The sequence below is a fragment of the Sporolactobacillus inulinus genome, from assembly GCF_006539285.1.
GTDB classification, from domain to species: Bacteria; Bacillota; Bacilli; order Bacillales; family Sporolactobacillaceae; genus Sporolactobacillus; species Sporolactobacillus inulinus.
Window position 1 is genome coordinate 1 of sequence record NZ_BJMS01000214.1, and the last position, 1,113, is coordinate 1,113.

8 tRNA genes are annotated in these 1,113 nt (G+C 49.4%); all 8 read right to left on the reverse strand.

Annotated elements, in window-relative coordinates:
• Window positions 1–358 precede the first annotated feature (358 nt).
• The 8 genes from SIN01_RS14760 to SIN01_RS14795 all read right to left on the reverse strand — a co-directional run bounded on the left by SIN01_RS14760 (window position 359) and on the right by SIN01_RS14795 (window position 1,109).
• Window positions 359–431: transfer RNA gene (locus SIN01_RS14760), tRNA-Ala, on the reverse strand.
• Between the two features lie 84 nt (window positions 432–515).
• Window positions 516–589 (reverse strand) — tRNA-Pro (locus SIN01_RS14765).
• A gap of 9 nt (window positions 590–598) precedes the next feature.
• Window positions 599–672, reverse strand: a tRNA-Arg gene (locus SIN01_RS14770).
• 12 nt (window positions 673–684) lie between these two features.
• A tRNA-Leu gene (locus SIN01_RS14775) sits at window positions 685–773 on the reverse strand.
• Window positions 774–783: 10 nt separating this feature from the next.
• Window positions 784–858: transfer RNA gene (locus SIN01_RS14780), tRNA-Gly, on the reverse strand.
• Between the two features lie 15 nt (window positions 859–873).
• Window positions 874–948 (reverse strand) — tRNA-Lys (locus SIN01_RS14785).
• 8 nt (window positions 949–956) lie between these two features.
• Window positions 957–1,029, reverse strand: a tRNA-Thr gene (locus SIN01_RS14790).
• A gap of 7 nt (window positions 1,030–1,036) precedes the next feature.
• Window positions 1,037–1,109: transfer RNA gene (locus SIN01_RS14795), tRNA-Val, on the reverse strand.
• Window positions 1,110–1,113 lie beyond the last annotated feature (4 nt).

Below are 1,113 nucleotides of genomic sequence, written 5' to 3' on the forward strand. Positions count from 1 at the left end.
AGAAGTTCCTTTTACAATTAGCGAAAGTTCATTTTTAATTAGCGGAAAGTTCCTTTTGCTCTGTATACGGCTTTGATTCATTACCTTGTGCACGAGTGACGCTGCGGATGCTCGCTTGCCGCGGGGGCACCGCGAGCCTTCTCAGACAGGCAGGAATCTGCGGGGTCTTGCTGGCACGCATCAACAAAGCGTGATCCCGCAGGCGCCAGAGCATCTCCGCTTTGATTCTCGGTCAAGACACAGGTCTGTTGCTCTGAAGATGGGGAAAAATCATATGCTTTCTTTACCTGTAAAAGAGCAGCGTTCCTCAGTAAAAAAACAGGAACGCTGCTTCAGCTTGGCTAACCATTAATTTAAGTGGAGCCTAGGGGGATCGAACCCCTGACCTCCTGCGTGCAAAGCAGGCGCTCTCCCAGCTGAGCTAAGGCCCCATTTATGTAAGATATACAATAAAATGAGTCGTTGCCGACCTACAAAAATAATGAGAATAACCAGTCCATTATTTTTGCAAAAAATCGGGAAGACAGGATTTGAACCTGCGACCCCCACGTCCCGAACGTGGTGCTCTACCAAGCTGAGCCACTTCCCGATAAATCAATGCGCCCTAGAGAAGTCGAATCCCTAACCTTCTGATCCGTAGTCAGACGCTCTATCCAATTGAGCTAAGGGCGCAAATAACTGAAATGGTGCCGAGAGCCGGACTCGAACCGGCACGGTAGTCACCTACCGCAGGATTTTAAGTCCTGTGCGTCTGCCAATTTCGCCATCCCGGCATAGATAAAATGGAGCGGAAGACGGGATTCAAACCCGCGACCCCCACCATGGCAAGGTGATGTTCTATCACTGAACTACTTCCGCATAATAATAAACAGATGGTGAGCCACGAAGGATTTGAACCTTCGACCCTCTGATTAAAAGTCAGATGCTCTACCCCTGAGCTAGTGGCTCATTCACAGTGCCGGTCAGAGGACTTGAACCCCCAACCTACTGATTACGATTCAGTTGCTCTACCAATTGAGCTAGACCGGCATAAAAATGGAGGATATAGGGCTCGAACCTATGACCCTCTGCTTGTAAGGCAGATGCTCTCCCAGCTGAGCTAATCCTCCGCAA